Annotated in this window: 13 protein-coding genes and 1 pseudogene; 9 read left to right on the forward strand and 5 right to left on the reverse strand. The window is 54.1% G+C overall.

The genetic code is table 11. The features are described 5' to 3' along the window. Positions 1-21 precede the first annotated feature (21 nt). Positions 22-930, reverse strand: coding sequence for a restriction endonuclease (locus PQT43_RS13515; protein WP_272754109.1), 909 nt, complete (start codon positions 928-930; stop codon positions 22-24). A 730-nt stretch (positions 931-1660) separates the two neighbouring features. Between PQT43_RS13515 and PQT43_RS13520 the strand changes: the two genes are divergently transcribed. Next, positions 1661-2422: a DUF7830 domain-containing protein gene (locus PQT43_RS13520; RefSeq protein ID WP_272754110.1), complete on the forward strand. Its 762-nt coding sequence runs from the start codon at positions 1661-1663 to the stop codon at positions 2420-2422. Positions 2423-2728: 306 nt separating this feature from the next. Next, positions 2729-5545, forward strand: coding sequence for a metallophosphoesterase family protein (locus tag PQT43_RS13525; RefSeq protein WP_272754111.1), 2817 nt, complete (start codon positions 2729-2731; stop codon positions 5543-5545). A gap of 691 nt (positions 5546-6236) precedes the next feature. Here the strand turns inward: PQT43_RS13525 and PQT43_RS13530 are convergent. After that, positions 6237-7017: pseudogene (locus PQT43_RS13530) on the reverse strand (IS3 family transposase); the annotation flags it as partial. A 192-nt stretch (positions 7018-7209) separates the two neighbouring features. On the opposite strand from PQT43_RS13530, the gene PQT43_RS13535 reads away from it, so the two are divergent. Together PQT43_RS13535 and PQT43_RS13540 are read left to right on the forward strand one after the other, a co-directional pair. After that, a complete protein-coding gene (locus PQT43_RS13535; RefSeq protein WP_272754112.1) occupies positions 7210-7773 on the forward strand; it encodes a hypothetical protein in 564 nt (187 codons plus the stop codon). Positions 7774-8244: 471 nt separating this feature from the next. Further along, a complete protein-coding gene (locus tag PQT43_RS13540) occupies positions 8245-9150 on the forward strand; it encodes a DUF5677 domain-containing protein (RefSeq protein WP_272754113.1) in 906 nt (301 codons plus the stop codon). A gap of 368 nt (positions 9151-9518) precedes the next feature. Here PQT43_RS13540 and PQT43_RS13545 read toward each other — a convergent pair whose 3' ends face one another. Beyond that, a complete protein-coding gene (locus PQT43_RS13545; RefSeq protein WP_272754114.1) occupies positions 9519-10583 on the reverse strand; it encodes a hypothetical protein in 1065 nt (354 codons plus the stop codon). Positions 10584-11399: 816 nt separating this feature from the next. On the opposite strand from PQT43_RS13545, the gene PQT43_RS13550 reads away from it, so the two are divergent. Next, positions 11400-11723 carry a DUF2388 domain-containing protein gene (locus tag PQT43_RS13550; protein WP_267269973.1) on the forward strand — a complete coding sequence of 108 codons (324 nt, stop codon included), beginning with the start codon at positions 11400-11402 and terminating at the stop codon, positions 11721-11723. A 5-nt stretch (positions 11724-11728) separates the two neighbouring features. On the opposite strand, the gene rnhA is transcribed toward PQT43_RS13550, so the two are convergent. Continuing rightward, positions 11729-12178, reverse strand: a complete 450-nt coding sequence (gene rnhA / locus PQT43_RS13555; protein WP_102865228.1) for a ribonuclease HI — start codon at positions 12176-12178, stop codon at positions 11729-11731. Between the two features lie 109 nt (positions 12179-12287). Continuing rightward, positions 12288-13046, reverse strand: coding sequence for a methyltransferase domain-containing protein (locus PQT43_RS13560; RefSeq protein WP_102865229.1), 759 nt, complete (start codon positions 13044-13046; stop codon positions 12288-12290). A 65-nt stretch (positions 13047-13111) separates the two neighbouring features. Between PQT43_RS13560 and gloB the strand changes: the two genes are divergently transcribed. From gloB to PQT43_RS13580, 4 genes are all read left to right on the forward strand, one after another. Further along, on the forward strand, positions 13112-13879 hold the full coding sequence (gene gloB / locus PQT43_RS13565) for a hydroxyacylglutathione hydrolase (protein ID WP_213666277.1): 768 nt from the start codon (positions 13112-13114) through the stop codon (positions 13877-13879). 99 nt (positions 13880-13978) lie between these two features. Continuing rightward, the gene (locus tag PQT43_RS13570; protein WP_253084875.1) at positions 13979-15409 is read left to right on the forward strand and encodes a LysM peptidoglycan-binding domain-containing protein; all 1431 of its coding nucleotides are present in this window, start codon (positions 13979-13981) and stop codon (positions 15407-15409) included. Between the two features lie 171 nt (positions 15410-15580). Then, positions 15581-17410 (forward strand): extracellular solute-binding protein, encoded by a 1830-nt coding sequence (locus PQT43_RS13575; RefSeq protein ID WP_272754115.1) that lies wholly within the window; start codon positions 15581-15583, stop codon positions 17408-17410. Beyond that, the gene (locus PQT43_RS13580; protein ID WP_123391058.1) at positions 17407-19257 is read left to right on the forward strand and encodes an extracellular solute-binding protein; all 1851 of its coding nucleotides are present in this window, start codon (positions 17407-17409) and stop codon (positions 19255-19257) included. The genes PQT43_RS13575 and PQT43_RS13580 overlap by 4 nt, the downstream gene beginning before the upstream one ends. The last annotated feature ends 1 nt before the right edge of the window (position 19258 follow it).

Below are 19258 nucleotides of genomic sequence, written 5' to 3' on the forward strand. Positions count from 1 at the left end.
TTAAGGCGTCAGTCAGGTTGTCTAGAGTTTCGCCTTTCCTGTCATCGCGTCGACGTAGATCAAGCCTCGTGTTTGAGCAGCCTTGATCTTGCAATCCAGCATCTGTGTGAACGTCAGCAATCCTTCCAATACGAGTATGAGATCGGCCCCGTCGATAAACACCGTCTTGATTGCTTTGCCAGCGATCAGTGAGGTAACCACCTGCTCGCTAAATCCGTGGATCGAGATGAACAGGCCACGGCCATACATTTTGCCTTCAACCTTGGCCGCAAACTGATACACCGACTCGTTGGCCGCTGCCTTTTCTTGCCATTTCGCCTCAATGAGGTAATGTTCCCCGTCATATTTGACGGCGCCGTCAATCTGCTCACCCCGTTCTCGAAATGCCTCCGTCACCTCCAGTGAAGAGACGCGAGCGACCTCATGTAGAATGCGCTCCAAAGCGTAGCCGCGCTTGCTTCCAGTCTGCTCACCTTGAAGCAGCGAAATGAACTGCTTTTTCAGGTCTGGCAGGGTGGATTTGGCTGTTCGATTTTCTGACTCACGCCGCTCCCGCTCTTTTCTGACCTCATGGATTTTATGGTCACGGATCTCCTGCAGCTGCTTGAGGTGGGTGATCGCATTCTGGGCTTGCGTACGATCCAGCTTTTGCAGGCGGTCAAAGTAGTACTCGTCAAAATGCGTCCAGTTGACAAGCGTTTGCAGCATGGCCCTGAACTGACCCAAACCATCATCTGGCTTCCGGCTCAAGTGAGCAAACATCGCGTCAACGATCGCTGAGCGGGCCAGCGCCTTGTAGTCACCTAACGCGCTGATGTCTGCCCTGGTGCAGCTGTGGTTGCCAAAAAAACTGACGATGTCGTCCTTTGGCCAGAGCAGATTGAGAATGCACTGCCGCATGGCCAGCTTGATGTCGGATGGAAAACTCATAGAACAAACAGTCCACACGCGTCAAAGGGAAGCCCAGTGTAAGGGCAGGAGGCTGCTAGCCACTACCATCGTTTCCATCTACGGCCTCACGCACCGCCCCTCCCACGCTGGAGAGCCAGAGCTCGGACTCGCGGGCCAGTGTACTAATGCAGGCGAGAGTCACTTGATGTCTATGCAATCCGACATTCCGTTTGTCCCCCGCCTGCTAAAAGCAGCGCTTAACACCCCATCCTGCACAACTATAACGATCCATGATCGATACCGACATTCTGGAAAAGGTATATATACACCACCGTTTTTTCCGAAAAAAACGATTGCAACCCTTGTAGCTCACCCTGAAAACTAAAGAGAGATAGTTTTCAGTGGATATAAGGGGAGTATTCAGATGCCATGCCCAGCTCATGACCCGATCGCTAAATACAACAAAACCCTACGAATCTGGTGCAACTGGGAAGTAGAGTTACACCACGCCGAGCATGACCAGTCCGAATCGTACGCTGTATATCGCCTTGAAAAAACAAAAGGTGAGCGATTTTTCATGGGATGCATTCCGACAGAGACGCCCGTCGGGGCGCTCATGTGCTGTGCAAGCCTCTGCCAGCATTATTACGCTCTCGGAAAGGCCAGCACCGAGACTCCGCCAAGGTGTGGCTGACCCTCAAGCCTGACCGCCTAGGTTGCGACAGGGGCCAACCGGGTGGTTTACTCACTCCTTTTACAAGGAGTTCCCATGCGAATCGCACTGCATCCGCACACCCACATTCCTTTGAATGCGAGCGGTTACGAGCTGGCGTTCGGTAAGCCACTCGACTCGTCTGGTAACAAACGGTACCGTCCAGATGCCCTTTGCAGCGTATGCAACCAAGGTGTATATCTGCGTGCCGAGCACAGTAGCGAGACAATCCCCAATTTTGCGCATCGGCGAAATAGTCGATTCTGCCCGCTAAAAGACTTCAACGCTCAAGCATATCGAGCCCTGAATCCTGCCGTTGCTAATCCCGCTGCCGCACAACAGCTCAAAACAGCCTTCTTCGCCAGCTGGAAACACCACTGGTTAGAGTTTGACCGCATCATCAAGTACGCATCAATCAAAGATTTCTATGCCATTCTCAACTATGCAAACCAAAATAGAATCTGGCACTACACTGGGATGCAAGTTCAAGATGTACTGGCCGTCCTCTTGACACTGATGGACTTCGGCCCACTACCCAAAAACAAAAGACACTTGCGCGACTTCGGTGTTCGGTTCCTCTATCAGGGCACTATCGCCAACACTGATCAGTACTGGAACCTTCCCGCCAACCAGCGACAACTCCTGCTCGTAAAATATGATTTTCCAGGAACAACTCGATCATTCCAGGAAAAAAATGTCTCTGACAGGGACATCGTCACCTTCGATCCAATCTACATGACCGGAGTTTATACAGGGACGCCGAAAGTGCATGGTTTCGTCGAAGACTTTATGAATGAGAAATTTACAAACGATCTTTGACGGGCAATCCATAATCACGATTCAAAGGTGCCTATCTGAGAGATCGTAGTGCTGCTGGAAGATTATCCCTCCTGAGCAACCTCGCTGCCCATGGGCTTAGAGGGTAGGCATTATCCGGCAGCGCATAATGACGACAGGTGCAGGAACTCGGTCGGAGTTTCCCTAACGTCGACAGGTTGATTGTTCATTAGCCAGTCAAGCACCAGCAGATCCTGAATAGAATACCCTAAGCAGTCATAGCAATTCGCCTTCACATTGAGTATAAGTGCCCATTTTTATGCTTGATGCAACGCAAAGGAGATGTGCGTGAGCGAATTGAAATGGCTTCATTTGTCCGATTTTCACTTTGGTAAAAAGCCGGACAGCACTTACCAACAACCACTGGTGACTCGGAAGCTCATTGAGCACGTCATCAATCGGAGTGCAAAAGAAGGCCCACCCGATCTAGTGTTCATCACTGGAGATATCGCGAACTCAGGACAACCGAGCGAATACATTCTGTTTAATGAACACGTGATTTATCCGCTGCTTGCGCATTTCGGCTACGACTTCATTGAAAAAATATTTTTGGTTCCAGGTAATCACGACGTTCAACGAGGCGTTGAACGAAATTTTGGCCGTGATGAGCATCTATCACTTGACAACGGAAATTTCGAGCCTACAGCCCCGTCTCTTAAAGATCGCGCCGGGATCATCGAACGCCTTAGAGGCTTTATTACTTCGCCTTTTGCCAACGAGCTATCAGCATTTGAGCAAGAAGAGGGCGTTTACAGTAAAGAATTGAATGTAGGTGATAAAAAAGTTGGCATCCTCGGAATAAACACCTCTTGGCTTTGCCGTGATGAGCAAGATAAAGGGAAACTTACCCCAGGCGTCCCGATCGTGAGAGATGCACTGGAACAAAATGCCAATTGTGATCTTATGTTCGTGCTAGGACATCACCCTTTGGATTGGTACTCCCCTTCTCATGCGGAGCCGATAAAGACTCTATTCGCACGGCACAATGTTATTTATTTATACGGCCATATGCATAAAGTATGGGGCAAACCAGAATACGCAAATGGCTCAGCCTTTATGACTATTCAGGCTGGCGCTTCATTTCAAGCAGGTGAAGCCAGCCAGTGGAAAAACAGTATCCTATGGGGTCGAGCCGATCTAGCCAACAAGTCGCTTGCCCTCCAGCCATTCACATGGGATTTCGATGAGCAAACTTGGAAGCTTAACTCGAATGGATTTCCAGAAGAGCACAGAATCGACAGTGAGTGGCACTTTCATTTCCCGCAACCATTTGTTCCCGTCATGCAATCCCCAAAAAAAATAACGCCACCTGGTGGCTGGGAGATCACTAAGTTCGAGCTTTTACGGAAGTACGCCAAGCCGATCCCTGAGAACTTAGCTGTTTACTTTTTTGACGGTGCAAGCCCTACCTGGGAAGTTTCAATATCGACATCCATCCCGAGAAGGGAAATCGTTGATGAGATTGTAAACACCTACAATAAGCTAGTCGCTAAAGCGTCTGGCCTGCCTTGTGTTTGTACGTTGTTGGCGGCAGGCTGCGAAGGGAAAACCACGGCATTGCTGCAAGCCAGCTATGAGATAGTTCAGCAGAATCCATCTAAGCGAATCCTGTACAGAAAGAACAATTTGCGTCCGTTTGACGTGGATGCTCTTCTCCCAGTGTTGAACACGCATAATGACTGGCTCATTGTAGTCGATGAAGCAGATCAAGTTGCAAAGCAGATCCAAGGTTTTGCCGAATCTGGCCTCGCTGGATACACTGGCAAAATCGACTTTTTGCTGGCTTGCCGCGACTCAGACTGGCGTTCCAACAGTGCTGACACCATTCCATGGGGTTTCTCCTGTACCTATAAAGAAATCGTTCTGAAGGATTTGAATAAGGCCGACGCTGAAAAAATCATTCATGCTTGGGAGGCATTTGGTGATCGTGGTCTTGGTGAAGGCGGCTTGGCGAACCTGGATACCACGAGCAGAGTTGACAAGCTGCGCTTCTTTGCCAAACAGGAATCCCGGCGTGCTTCTGGTGCCTTCTTCGGTGCCTTATTGCTTAGTCGGCACAATGGCAAGCTGCTTGACCATGCTGGAGAAATGCTTTCCAGGCTAGATGAAGCCGAGGTTAGTTTAGGAAAAACTCTCAGAGACGCCCTAGCCTATATTGCTGCAATGCACGCTGAAGGCTTCGAAAAGCTCACCTATGATGTCTTGGCCGCGGCAATGGGCATGACGATATCCAAGTTAAAAACCGTTGTAATTAATAAGCTCGGACAAGAAGCAGCAGCGACCGGAACGGCGACAACTATCTACACCCGGCACAAATATATTGCCGAGGCGATCATTGAGGTTTTAGAAACAAAATTCGAAGTTGATACTGCCACACTTTTCATCGACCTAGCACTTGCCGCAGAGGCAAAAGCCAAGATTGAACGTGTTGCAAATTTGGAGTTTTGGCGCTTCAAGATGGCTGACTTCTTCTTCGAAAACAATAAGAACACTGTAGCCACATCATTGTCACAGGCCCTACTCCAAACAGACACAAGCAACTACAAGCTCCTCACAAAGCTTGCTAGTTTCTATCGAAAAGAGAGAAATCCGCATGACGCACTTGAACTGTTCCGAAACTATGACGGCGCCCCGCCTGAGCGAGGCTTTTACTTTGAATGGTCGCTGTGTGAGATGGAAGCTCGAAACACTGTAGAAAGTGCGGCATTAGCGCTGTTTTCAATTTCTGACGAAGCCGAAGTCTCGCAACCCGACATTCCGACAGTGTTCATGTATCTCGGAGGCCTGACAGAAATACTGTCTATTCTCCATAGGGACTACGCTGATGAAATTTTCGTTAATGCTTCTGATGCAGCATGGTCGATAATAAACATTTTCGTAACTGCTCGACCTAATCTTCATCACGCAGGACTAAAATCCTTTCTGAATAAAGTTGATAAAAAACGTGCCACTCTCTATAAAGGCATGGATGCTCATCATATAATTTTAGCGCTGGGGGCTCGCCTTGGGAGCTATAAATCACAGCTGGATCTTCCTAATAAATGTCTAATACAACACCTGACCTTCGAATCAATTAAAATGCTCATAAAAAACGCCACTAGATAAATAAGTGATCTTAGATGCAAAGAAAGCACCCAGCATATAAACTGGGTGTCTTTCTCTAGACTATTGGCCCATACCGAAGGCTAACCTGTGGTGGCATCACAGGTACACAACCTAGCTCCCATTACCTAACAATGAGGATGGCACTGATGTCGGCAAGGTCATTTGTAATATATTGGTCAACCAATCCCGGACATGACGTTAAATTTTTTCTTGGCTTGAGCTGGCGCCAGCCTAACGTTGAGTTTTGCGCGAGCGAGATCGTAGAGAAGCTTTCTGGATGCTGGGGGCCTTGCGACCCGACGCAGCGGAAGTAAAAGTCCCTTTGGCCGCACTCGTTGAGATCGACCGACAGGATCTGGAAAACCCTATTGGTCATTCCTACGCCATGTCGACAGATGAACTTCGTGAAACCGTTCCAGAGACACGATTCGAAGGTGCTGATAGCTACCCTTTTGTGATCGTTCTGGATCAGCATATCCCCCAACCTTGGCAGGTGCTAGATCATTGGTTAAGTGATTAGATCATCCTAGTCCAAGCATCATGTCTAATCCGGAAGTGTCGGCAAGACCCAAGAGGCGTTCGGGACTAATCACGTCAAGTGGAAACAAACGTTAAAGTGTAGTGGTCAACAATTCTCGGACACAGAATTGAGTTTTTCTTCAGCAATCGCTGGCGGCACGAAACCGTTTTACTGATGTGGCCGTGTCCAGTTGTACCGCTGAATGTGGTATCGACCGATGTCCTGCTCGGCCAGCGCGTTTGTCATGTAGCCCACCGTTGGCACCCATTCGGTTTTCACGCTACGAAACAGCTATTCCATCGGTGAGTTGTCGTAGCAGTTTCCCCGCCTGCTCATGCTTTGAGTCATCCGATAGCGCCAAAGTCGCTATCTGAAACTGCGGCTGCCGCATTGGCTTCCCTGATCGCTAAACAGTATGCCTCTTGGCCTGCCACACATTTCATAAGCCCTGTCGAGCGCCTTGATGACCTGATCGGCATCAGGCTTGAAGGGCATCGCCCAGCCCACCACTCTGCGGCTGTACAAGTCCAGAACGACAGCCAGGTAACTCCATCGACCCTGTGCCCAGATATAGGTGATGTCACTGCACCAGACCGTGTTCGACGCTGCCACGGCGAACTGCCGATTGAGTAAGTTAGGAATATCAGGACGTTCAACCATGGCTTTCTTGTACGAGCCAGACTACTTGCTGATCAAACCTTGTTCTTTCATCAAACCTCTGGCCTTGAAATCGTCCCACCTCGACGCCCTCGTCCCGGAGCATGGCAACGATACTGCGGCTACCGGCGGAGCTACGGCTTTGGCTGAACAGTTCGTTGATGCGGTTGCGCAGACTCACTCGGCGAACATCGATACGGCGCCGCTAGGACAGATGGGCGTAATAACAAGATTGAGGTAACTGGAACACCGTACACAACAGTTGAACAGGATAGTGCTTGGCCAACTGCCGAATCGACTTCAGCGTCCGTGAAAGTTCGTCGTTGCCTGCTCATTGAACACCTCTGTGTGGCGATTATCTTCGCCTAAAAAGGTGTCCGGGGTTAGTAGACCACTACATGAACTCCCTAAGCCGCTGCCAAACTTAAGCATTGAGATCGACTCATCTCTTGACAGGCTCCGTCTTGCATGGATCACGATTTAAAGAATGAGTGCGCACGATCAGAGTCAAATTTTTATGAATTCCAAAACCGGCATTGACGAATACCTCTTCGATATGATGGAGCATATCGGCCTGGAATTACTTAAACGAAACGGAAATATCCAGCGCAAAAAATCAGCACCCACATCTACAAGCACGATCCTGCTAGATGAGGAAGACATGATTAATGACTGGCTTATATCACTCGTATGCCAACGCATGAGCTTTCTGAGCTGGACGATGCTGGATCAGTCACGTACTGGGCGCTCAGCCAGCGGCATGGGAGTCGGCGAGATTGATGGCTGGGTAATGGATAGCAGGGGCAAGCCGATTTTCCTATTCGAAAGCTTTCGACTTGGGAATTCCATTGACACAAAAAAAGTTGATGAACATCTAAACAAGATAGGCAGATATAACTCAATGGGTATGAGCCCGATATTCGTAGTAGTCTATGCCGCCACGCACAACTTCCCATTACTATGCGACTCCTACGTCAAGCACATCGAGAAAAGTGAATACACAGACTTTGACGACGACTACAAAAGCGATTTAGAGCTGATAACAAGCTAGGGAAATAGCTTTAACGCCAAGTATTACAAGGAAACACGTAGAATAAATAGATCCGACGTAATCATTTACTACCATTTATTAAATCTTAAGCCTCCTACTGATAATACCGGGACATGATTTGAAAACCCCAGAAGCAAACTCGCATCACAACAGAATTTTTCGAAAGCGTTTGGCTCTGTGACCATATATCATGGCGCAACAGTCGGAGAACAATTTTTCCTAACTGAGCGCCAAAAAACTTTGGAACGATACCTATCCTTCTGCTCGCTCCCAGCGTCTCATGGCAGTAAGCAGTGTGGCGACTGCTAGAGCATTGCGACGGGCTTTGACTGGCCCGGTGCATCATACCGCAAGATAAAACCCGCTTCAGAAATGGTCATAGTGGCCGACAAATTGCTGGCCTTGCTAGCCACTGTGACTAACCGTACAACCGGGAGGCCAGGGAGTTGATATGTTGACCGGAGAGAAAACATGGACTTTGTTGAAAACCCAGATCACTACACAAAAGATTTTCTAGCTCACCAACGGCATCTCCTAGAACTTGGAGAGCTCCAGCGGAAAATTTCTGAGACGCTTTATGAAGTCAGTCTCGATGACAAAGGCGATTTCAAGCTAAGCACAAAAGTCTGCTGCTACAAGGTAGCAAATGTGGTGACAGACTTAAATAACGGTATCCTACAGAGCTTGAAAATAAAAAGTTATAGCGCTGCCGAAGCACTATCAAGGACATCCTTAGAAAACTCAATCAACTTAATGCTATTTAGTGATGACAAGTCATCGGCGCGACCTAAGAGCTTTTTGCTGGGATACCTCAACAAGACATTAGATAACGCACGAAAATGGCATAAATACGGAATTAATAACGATCACCCAGACTCAGCTAAACGAGGGTTAGAACTGGAGAAATCATTCTTAGCTTTAAAGTCCATGTTCGGCGACCTAGAACAAGGCACCAAGGGCTGGCCCGACGTTTACAGACGCTTTGAACAAGCCGGCCACGCCCTCTTTTATCATGTCTTATTCTCAAGTGCCTCCGACTCTACGCACGGTTTTGGCAGCGATGTATTCAATCAACTTCTAGGAGAACTCATACCTTACCAAGATGACGAAAAGCTAGCCTACTTCAAAAGAACAGAAGCTGAAAAAATCTCTTTCGCTTATTACTTGGCCACTAACGCGGTACTTTTTTATTGCGCAGCTGCATCGCGTATAGCTGCACGCGCAGAGGATCTCGCTGCCGTTGATAAATTTGTGATTATAGCAAGTGCATTGGAAAGCATGCTTTCAGAGCATGAGCATCTTGCTATCACTTGCCTGGACAGTCTTGCGCAAGCTAGGAAGCGGCTAGAAGAGGTCAAGAGCTGCGAAGGTGCATAAGCAATTTGGGGCCGGGCCTAGTAAGCCCTTCGAGTGCAAACGAAGGACTCCCTCGGGACATTTTATATAATTGAGACAGCGGGGAGTTGGAAGACTGAAAATGGCACGGAGAAGGCATCAGATTCATTAAGGCCGAGGAGCAACTGGCACAGTCGATCACCTACAACACAATCAATGTCGAGAGGATGGAGAACTCTCAGCTTCAGCAGTCGACCCAAAAGTCAGGGCAGTATAAAAAATAAAGGTTAGTCGCGCAGAGTACACTGATTACGCTATTTAGCTACAAGCAAGTTAATAACCATGTATTTCTGGGCTGCTTCGAGCAGCCCTCTATTGCGACCAAAGCAGCAAGATACTGAAGCCTAACTTCACGAAGATATTTTCACACCATCGATTTCTGCAGACGCTGAAAAAACTTGACGAGCTGCAGCCTTAACACAGATTTTATTATACCCAGCAAGTATGTCAATATCATTAACGCGAAGTACACCATGAATTTTTCCACCGAGAGCGGCCATGCACTTATCTCTATCAGACTCTGGAATATTGAGCTGCTTCATTGTTAAGTCCAAGAAACGCCCCTCAACAAAAGCATGCTGAATAGAAAGAACACAACTACTAGAAACATTCATGTAAGCAACCAGACCATCAGAACTCGAATCCTTGACTACACCTGTATCCGTAAGCAGCGCGCATCGAGAATCAAAAACATGTATGTGAACCATATTAACAAACTCCTTCGCAGAAAAGAACTCTTCAATATACCCATCCAAACTTGATTTATTCCTGTCGTCCGAATAAAGAAACAACAATAACAACCTAATCCACTGCCTATACTCGCCCGGTAAAACACCATACACCTTGCATATATATTTTTCCTCCTCGCAACTCTTGCTCGCCAGCGCCAAATAAAGCCGAAGAGCCTCAGGGCTATCAATGCAATGATCAACATATGGAGCGAAGTTTCTAATGACCTCCCTGATCTTATATGGATTCCTTAACCAATTCATTACCTTATAAGTATAAATATATTTAACATACCCCAAGAGATCAAAAAACTGTTGCCCTTTAACCTCTTCCAGATTGATGCTGCCACTCGCTGCCTTCTCAGACCCCCTTGCTAAAGCAACCCAATCAAGCAAGGACGAAACCTGAGCGGGATAGCCATCCTCGTACCTTTTGAACATAGCTTCAAAGTTAACTCTCTCTTTATCCCCAACGCGAGCAATGGTAAAAAGATCCTGAAATGAAAGATTTTTTTCGATAGATTTTTTCCGCCCTGGGCGAACTGTCGGCTCCTTCTTGTCAAGAATATCAAAACAGTATATCCCTGCACCCTTCGATGGGGCGGACGAATAAGAATTGACTCGTTGTTCCGCCTGAGAGACAAAATGTTGGTTATGCGTAGTATTTGTATATTTTTCAAAACTCATAAAACCATCCATTGAATTATCAATATTGAAATATGACACCAGCAGAACAACCAATCAACCACAACGAACATCCTGACCAACTTCAGGCACCCCAAAACCAACCCGACACAAAATTTAAGAATACCAATTCTAGATACTTTCGTTTTTAGGTTAATGATTTCAGCCTTAGCGGCGCTGTAAGTAGCGATGCTGGCCTAGGCGAATCTACTAGAACATGACAGGGCGACCCAGCACGCCGACGCGCTTCGGAGCACCTGCTCAGTGAAGATCTGGAGGGTTTAGGCGATGGAAAACCTGCCAAACTATTGTTCGGTCGAGCGATGACTATTGGCCGCCCAAGCTTAGACGGCGTTGCAATTTGTGCAAAAGTAGGCAGCGCAAAATATCTACTAGGGGTGGCGCTTGAGGCTTCGGAGCCTTATCTGTTTTAAGGGCTTTGGGGCGCAGGTTTAGGCAAGGGCAAGTGTAAACCATGACCCCAGCATTCAGGCCACGGTTTACAAATTCTCTCGTAGAGCGGTGCCCTAGCCAACGGCAATGGCCTTCAGCTCAGTATACGCAGGGCCGGGCGGCAAAATGGCTTACGTTTACACACCTCCACCAAAAGTGGAGAAAAAAAACAGATCTGTTGGCCATCAGTGGTCCGTTCTCAATCTGGCAAAGGGCGGGATTTTAGCATGCCCAACCCATGGACTGTGCGCGCACCGGTCACGCCGCTGCCGCGCACTTTTTAACAGTTATTAGCAAAGCTGCTGAGGTGGGCCGAAGGCTCGCCTGCTAGGGTGCCGCCGATCTTCCCCACGGACTTTTCCAGCCATGACGACACTCCGGCGCCACCTGCCAATCCTGCTGCTGGCCGGTCTGTTCAACAACTCCGGCCAGGCCACCAGCCTGGTGATCAGCACCGACCTGAGCATGAGCGGGCTGCTGACCAGCAGCGAAGGCACCGCCGGGATCAGCAGCTCGTTCAAGGACGACAAGATCGTCCTGAAAGCCCGCAGCGATGCCGCGGCCTTTATCGCCAGCAACGGGGCGATTCGCGGCGTACAGCTGGAGTCGGCGCTGCAGAGGATTCGCCAAGTGCTGCACAACCCGCCCTACAGCGACACCCAACTGGCTGCGGCGATCCTCACCCTGTAACGCCATCAGCCCTTGTAGCCGCGAACCTCGTCTACACCCCGGTTGGCCAACTGGTCGGCACGCTCGTTACCGTGATGGCCGGTGTGGCCACGCACCCATTTCCAGGTGACGTTGTGGCGGTTGACCTGCTCATCCAGTTGCTGCCACAGGTCGGCGTTCTTCACCGGCTCCTTGGCTGCGGTCTTCCAGCCGCGCTTCTTCCAGTTGGCCATCCACTCGTTGATGCCCTTCATCACGTACTGCGAGTCGGTGACCAGCAACACGTCGCACTGGCGCTTGAGCTCTTCCAGGCCGCGAATCGCCGCCATCAATTCCATGCGATTGTTGGTGGTGTTGGCTTCGCCGCCCCAGAGTTCCTTCTCGACCCCCTTGCACACCAACAAAGCGCCCCAGCCACCAGGGCCGGGATTGCCCTTGCAGGCACCGTCGGTAAAGATTTCTACGCTATCGCTCATCCACGCCTTCCATCAGAAAATTGCCAGTAGGCCTGCCGATTGCGGTCGACAGCGCCCAGGGCCGAGGTCACTCGGCCGGTCTATATAAAAAGAAGGTTGCTGCAGGTCGTCAGGGTTCGCTGTTACGGCGATTGACCTTGGCCATGGGCAGTGGCAACAGCTTGCCCATGGGTTCGCGTCGCACCTGGCGCACCGGGCGCAGGCCGACGGCGATCTTGCGCGCCACCAGCAGGTAAAAGCCGCCGCCGGCCAGTTGCCACTGCCCGGCCTTGCGCTCCCAGCCCGCCAATCGAGCCTGCCATGCCTGCGAGGCAAGCGGCGGACGATAGCACCCGAAGCGGCGTTTCTCCAGCGCGAACCCCAGCAGGTTGAGCCAGTCGCCCACCCGCGACGACGAGATGCAACGGGCCTGGCGCAAGGCGTCATGGGCGAAGACATGGCGCAGGCCCCAGGTGCTCCAGGGGTTGATACCGATAATCAGCAAGTGGCCGCCGGGCCTTACGCTGCTGGCCGCCTCGCGCAGCAGGCCGTGGGGCGACAGGCAGAAATCCAGGCCGTGTTGCAGCACCACCACATCGGCGGCATGTTCGCTCAAGGGCCAGGCCTGTTCCTCGCAGACAATCTCGACCCCGGGCAGCGGCGCGCCCAGGCGTACGTTGCGCTGTACCTGGGGCGCCGCCGGCGGGGTCTGCGCCGAGGGCCCGTAATGCACCAGGTAACCGCCGAAGAAACGCCCCAGCTCTTCTTCAAGCATGCGTCGCTCTTCATCCAGCAGAAACTGCCCCAGAGGGCCGGACAACCAGTCCCGGGCCGCACTGATCAGGGCCAGCCAGTCGGGATCTGCCTGAGCGAAGGCTTTATCGGTCATTGCATTCTCCAACACGCCAAGAAGTTCTAAGATGCGCCATTGTTTTCCGCTTGGCGAATCCAAAGATGATACAGATCAGTGCCCTGCCCGCCTTCACCGACAACTACATCTGGTTGTTACAAGACCATCGCAGCCAGCGCTGCGCCGTCGTCGATCCCGGCGATGCGGCGCCGGTACTGGCCTGGCTGGAACAGCACCCGGGCTGGAGCCTGAGCGACATCCTGGTGACCCACCATCACCACGATCATGTCGGCGGTGTCGAGCGCCTGAAACAGCACAGTGGCGCCACGGTCTACGGCCCGGCACAAGAAAAGATCCCCGGACGCGACGTGGCCCTGAACGACAACGACCACGCCAACATCCTCGGCTGGGACTTCGAGGTGTTCGCCGTACCGGGCCATACCCTGGGGCATATCGCCTACTACCATCACGGCCTGCTGTTCTGTGGCGACACCCTGTTCGCCGCCGGTTGCGGCCGCCTGTTCGAAGGCACCCCAGAGCAGATGCACCATTCCCTCAGCCGCCTCGCCGCGCTGCCGGACGACACCCTGATCTACTGCACCCACGAATACACCCTGAGCAACCTGCGCTTCGCCCAGGCAGTGGAACCCGCCAACCCGGACATCGCCCAGCGTCTGGAAAAGGTCGAGCAGATGCGCGAGCAAGGGCGCATGACCCTGCCATCAACCCTGGCCCTGGAGAAACTGACCAACCCGTTTTTGCGTACCGGTGAAACATCCGTTAAACAAAAAGCGGACGAACGGAATGGCCAGGATAACCCGTCCCAGAGTGCGGTCTTTGCGGCCCTGAGGGCCTGGAAAGATAAGTTCTAAGCCGGCCAACTGTTGGCACAAAAATTCTGAATGGTTGACCGCACCCCGGGTGCTTTCTAGAATCGCCCGACATTTTTGCCCGGAACTTACTTCCAGCCAATGTCGTCATCTATTCGTTATTCCATCAGTTCAGACGCATTGACGCGCTTGGCCCAGGCCATCGCGGTAGCTGTGTCAGCGACTCTTGCGGGCTGCCAAAGCACCGGTCATGCCCCGCAGAGCGACGCGACACATACTCAGAATTTCAACGCCCGCATCAAGCAGAAGCCCATCTGGCTGAGCAACCAGCCAAGCCCGCAAGTCCCCCAGGATGTCTGGGAACGCATGCGCCAGGGGTTCCAACTGCAAGAAGGCCAGGGCGTCAACCCGCGTATTGAACAACAGCGCCTGTGGTTCGCCAGTAACCCTTCCTTCCTGGAAAACGCCGGCGAGCGCGGCAGCCTCTATATCCACTACATCGTCGAACGTCTCGAAGAGCGCAACATGCCGCTGGAACTGGCGCTGCTGCCAGTCATCGAAAGCGCCTACAACCCGCTGGCCTATTCCCGGGCCGATGCGGTGGGACTCTGGCAGTTCGTCCCGGCCACCGGTCGCTACTTCAACCTGCGCCAGACCCGCTTCTACGATGGCCGACGCGACATCACCGCGTCGACCACCGCGGCCCTGGACTACCTGACCCGCCTGCACGACATGTTCAACGGCGACTGGCTGCTGGCACTGGCCGCCTATAACGCCGGCGAAGGCACGGTCAGCCGGGCCATTGAGCGTAACGAGAAGCTCGGCCTGCCCACCGACTACTGGAACCTGCCGCTGCCGACGGAAACCCGGGCCTATGTACCCAAGCTGCTGGCCCTGTCCCAGGTGGTGCTAGCCCCGCAAGCCTACGGCGTCAATCTCAACCCGATCGCCAACGAACCTTATTTCCAGATGGTGGAAATCAACCAGCGCATGGACCTGTCCAAGGTCGCAGCGGTGGCCAACATCGACGAGGACGAGCTGTTCCAGCTCAATCCGGCGTTCAAGCAGCGCACCACCGTCGATGGCCCGCAACACCTGCTGGTGCCAACGTCCAAGGCACAGCTGCTGACCACCAGCCTGTCCACCATGAAACCCGAAGAGCTGATCAGCAAGCGCTCCCTCAAGCCGGTCTTCGACCGCGATGAAGGCCGCGACTCACTGCGGCCCAAGCGTATCTATCGGGTCAAGAACGGCGACAACCTGACCCTGATCGCCAAGGCCAACAAGGTGGATGTGCAGGATCTGCAACGCTGGAACAAGCTCAGCGGCAAGAACCTCAAGGTCGGCCAGACCCTGGTGATGCAGGACACCCGCAAGGCCGCCGGCAAGAAAACCACCGTCGCCAGCAGCGGCAAGCAGAAATCGACCCGCTACAAGGTCAAGCAAGGCGACTCGCTGTACATGGTGGCCAAGCGTTTCAATGTGGAAATGCAGCACCTCAAGCGCTGGAACCCGCGCGCAGCCCAGGCCCTCAAGCCGGGCCAGATGCTCACGGTCTACCTGCCGCACTGAAATCCGCCCTGTAGGAGCCGGCTTGCCGGCGAACAGCCTTCACCGGCAAGCCGGCTCCTACAGGAAATTTCAATTGCACGAAGCTCGGGCCAGCGAGCTTTTTCCTGCTGATACAAGCTGTTACTGTACGGAGCACAAAGCCCAAGCCGCCTGGATCGGATCTCTGACTCGATGCGTCCCCTCCTTCTGTTCTTCATCAGTCTGGCCTTGAGCTTTCCCGCAAGCGCAACGATCACTGAAAGTCATGGTTATGCGCAGTTTGGCACGCTCAAGTACCCGGCCAAGTTCACCCACTTCGACTGGGTCAATCCCGTGGCGCCCAAAGGCGGCACCTTGCGGGTCATGGCCTTTGGCACCTTCGACACCCTCAATCCCTATACCTTCAAGGGTATCAGCCCGGTCTCCACACCGAACCTCCTGCAATACGGCGTCAACGAGCTCAACGAGCCGTTGATGGTGGGCACCGGCCTCTATGCGCCCTCCGGCGATGAACCCACTTCCAGCTACGGCCTGATCGCCCGCTCCGTGGAATACAGCGAGGACCGCAGCTGGGTGGTGTTCAACCTGCGCCCCGAGGCACGCTTTCACGACGGCAAGCCGATCACCGCCTATGACGTGGCGTTTTCCTACCGCCTGCTGCTCAAGGAAGGTCACCCGCAGTACCGCACCAACCTGCAGGAGGTGCAGCGGGTGGATATCCTCGGCCCGCAGCGCATCCGCTTCGTCTTCAAGCGCGCCGGCAACCCGCTGTTGATCCTGCGTCTGGGGGAGTTGCCAGTCCTGCCCCAGCACTACTGGAAAGACCGCGACTTCAAGGCCACCACCTTCACCCCGCCTCTTGGCAGCGGCCCCTATCGCATCACCCAGGTCCAGCCCGGACGCCAACTGGTGTTCGAACGGGTCAAGGACTATTGGGGCAAGGACTTGCCGGTCAAACGCGGCTTCAACAACTTCGACCGGGTCGAGGTGGAGTTCTACCGCGACAGCGACGTCGCCTTCGAAGCCTTCAAGGCCGGCGAGTTCGACATCTACATCGAGCACCAGGCCAAGAACTGGGCCAACGGCTACAACTTCCCGGCGCTCAATCGCGGCGAGGTGATCAAGGCCCAGGTGGCGCACCAGATCCCCACCCAGACCCAGGGCCTGTTCATGAACACCCGCCGCGGGACTTTCGCCGATGTGCGGGTGCGCGAGGCCCTGGGCCTGATGTTCGACTTCCAATGGACCAACCGCACCCTGTTCAGCGGCGCCTACCAGCGCGCCCTGAGCTACTACCCCAACAGCGAATTCTCCGCCACGGGCCTGCCGGTGGGGCACGAATGGCTGCTGCTCTCCCCCTACCGCGAGCAACTGCCCCCCAATCTCTTCACCCAGGCCTTCAGCCTGCCCCGTACCGAGGGCCGCGGCATCCCCCGGGATACCCTGCGCCGCGCCCTGGGGCTTTTGGCCGAAGCCGGCTGGAAGCTCAATGGCCAGCGCCTGCAGAACAGCGCCGGGCAGCCGCTGCGCTTCGAGCTGATGCTGGTCAATCCCAACCTGGAGCGCATTCTCCAGCCTTATGTGGAGAACCTGGCCAGCATCGGCATCGACGCGCGCCTGCGTACCGTGGACCGGGCGCAATACAAGCAGCGCCTGGACCAGTTCGACTACGACATGATCCTCATGACCCTCAACCAGACCCTGAGCCCGGGCCTGGAGCAATGGCAGTACTTCCACTCCAGCCAGGTCTCGGTCAAGGGCAGCAAAAACTATGCAGGCATCAACAACCCCATAGTCGATCACCTGCTGGAGCAACTGCTGGCCGCCCAGAGCCGCGACGAGCAACTGGCCGCCGGCCGCGCCCTGGACCGGGTGCTGCTGTGGCAGCACTACATGATTCCCAACTGGTACCTCAACTATCACCGACTGGCCTACCGTAACCGGTTCGCCTTGGTCACCACGCCGCCCTACAACCTGGGCTTGAACGCCTGGTGGCTGAAGTCCCTGGAGAGTCCCCAATGATGCCTCTGCGTGCCCTGCTCCTGCGCACCAGCGGCCTGTTGTTCGGCGTCATCGCCTGCTGTGCCCAGGCTGCGCCGCAACATGCCCTGACCCTGTACAACGAAGCGCCGAAATACCCGGCGAACTTCCAGCACTTCGACTTCGTCAACCCTGATGCGCCCAAGGGTGGCACCTTCCGCATGGCCGGTTTCGGCAGCTTCGACAGCCTCAATCCATTCATCAGCAAAGGCGTGCCCGAGCAGAACATCGGCCTGATCTACGACACCCTGATGGCCCAGAGCCTGGACGAGCCCTTCACCGAGTACGGGCTGGTGGCGGGCAAGATCGAGAAAGCCCCGGACAACAGCTGGGTGCGTTTCTACCTGCGCCCGGAAGCGCGTTTCAATGACGGCCAGCCGATTCGTGCCGAGGACGTGGTGTTCAGCTTCCAGACCCTGATGAGCGCCGGCTCGCCGCTGTACCGCGGCTACTACGCCGACGTCGACCAGGTGATCGCCGAAGACCCGCTGCGGGTGCTGTTCAAGTTCAAGCACAGCAACAACCGCGAACTGCCGCTGATCCTCGGCCAACTGACGGTCCTGCCCAAGCACTGGTGGGAAAGCCGCGACTTTGCCAAGAGCAACCTGGAAGTGCCCCTGGGCAGCGGCCCCTACCGGGTGACCGCGGTCAAGGCCGGACGCTCGATCCGCTACGAGCGGGTCAAGGACTACTGGGGCCGCGACCTGCCGGTCAACCGCGGCTTCTACAACTTCGACGTGATCACCAGCGATTACTACCGCGACAACACCGTGGCCCTGGAAGCCCTCAAGGCCGGGCAGTTCGACTACTGGCTGGAGATGAGCGCGAAGAACTGGGCCAACGCCTACAACACCCCGGCCGTGGCCCAGGGCCGCTTGATCAAGGAACAGATCGCCAACGGCAACCCCACCGGCATGCAGGGTTTTGTCTTCAACACCCGCCGGCCGCTGTTCCAGGACGTGCGGGTACGCCACGCCCTGAGCCTGCTGCTGGATTTTGAATGGAGCAACAAGCAGCTGTTCAACGGCGCCTACACCCGCACCCGCAGTTACTTCGAGAACTCGGAGATGGCCGCCACCGGCCTGCCGGGCCCTGACGAGTTGGCCATCCTCGAACCCTTGCGCGGCAAGATTCCCGAGCAGGTGTTCAACGAAGCCTTTGCGCCGTCACAGTGCGACGGCAGCGGCATGATCCGTGCCCAGCAGCGCCAGGCCTACCAACTGCTGCAGGAAGCCGGCTGGCGCATCGTCGACGACAAGATGGTGGACGCCCAAGGCAAACCGGTGGTGATCGAGTTCCTCCTGGCCCAGACCGAGTTCGAGCGGGTGCTGCTGCCGTTCAAGCGCAACCTGGCCGACCTGGGCATCGACCTGGTGATCCGCCGGGTCGACGTGTCCCAGTACATCACCCGGGTGCGCTCGCGGGACTTCGACATGATCGTCGGCAGCTTTCCCCAGTCCAACTCCCCGGGTAACGAGCAGCGCGAGTTCTGGATGTCCTCCAGCGCCGACAAGCCCGGCAGCCGCAACTACATCGGCCTCAAGGACCCGGCCATCGACACCCTGGTGGAAAGCCTGATCAACGCCGATTCGCGCGCCAGCCTGGTGGCCCACGCCCGGGCCCTGGACCGGGTCCTGCAATGGGGCTACTACGTGATCCCCAACTGGCACATCAAGACCTGGCGCGTGGCCTACTGGGATCACATCGGCCACCCGCAAGTCGCGCCCAAGTACGACATCGGCATCAACACCTGGTGGATCAAACCCGATGCCAAGCCCGCCGTAGAACCGGCCCCGGACCAGGCGGCCACAGCCGACAGGGAGCAATGAC

The sequence above is a fragment of the Pseudomonas sp. BLCC-B112 genome (genome assembly GCF_028550695.1).
In the GTDB taxonomy this organism is placed as follows: domain Bacteria; phylum Pseudomonadota; class Gammaproteobacteria; order Pseudomonadales; family Pseudomonadaceae; genus Aquipseudomonas; species Aquipseudomonas danubii.